This is a genomic window from Bartonella vinsonii subsp. berkhoffii ATCC 51672 (genome assembly GCF_902825225.1).
In the GTDB taxonomy this organism is placed as follows: domain Bacteria; phylum Pseudomonadota; class Alphaproteobacteria; order Rhizobiales; family Rhizobiaceae; genus Bartonella; species Bartonella berkhoffii.
The window spans coordinates 1-382 of sequence record NZ_CADEAK010000365.1 but is presented as its reverse complement, the minus strand read 5'-3'; the positions used below and the strand labels follow the sequence as shown (position 1 = coordinate 382).

The following is a 382-nucleotide window of genomic DNA, read 5'->3' as shown; positions in this document are numbered from 1 at the left end:
ATAAGACTCCGCGGTTTCTTTCATCTTTTGCAAAATCATAGCTGAAGTTTGTGACGGAAAATATTTCTTACCTGCTTCTTCTACCCATGCGTCGCCATTACCGCCTTTAGCAAGCTTATAAGGCACAGGCGCTTTATCTTTTTCAACCATGGGATCATCAAAACGGCGACCAATCAAGCGCTTAACTGCAAAAACCGTCCCTTCAGGGTTCGTACCCGCTTGCCGTTTAGCAGGTTGTCCAACAAGCCGTTCTCCTCCATCAGTAAAAGCAACAACCGACGGCGTCGTTCGTGCCCCATCTGACTTTTCTATAACCTTTGCATTTTTGCCATCCATAACATCGACACAAGAGTTAGTTGTCCCCAACTCAATACCTATTACT

1 protein-coding gene is annotated in these 382 nt (G+C 45.3%); it reads right to left on the bottom strand.

All coding sequences use genetic code 11. The features are described from left to right. The coding region (locus J7R10_RS09635) for an Hsp70 family protein (RefSeq protein ID WP_208436556.1) at positions 1-382 on the bottom strand (382 nt) is incomplete at both ends.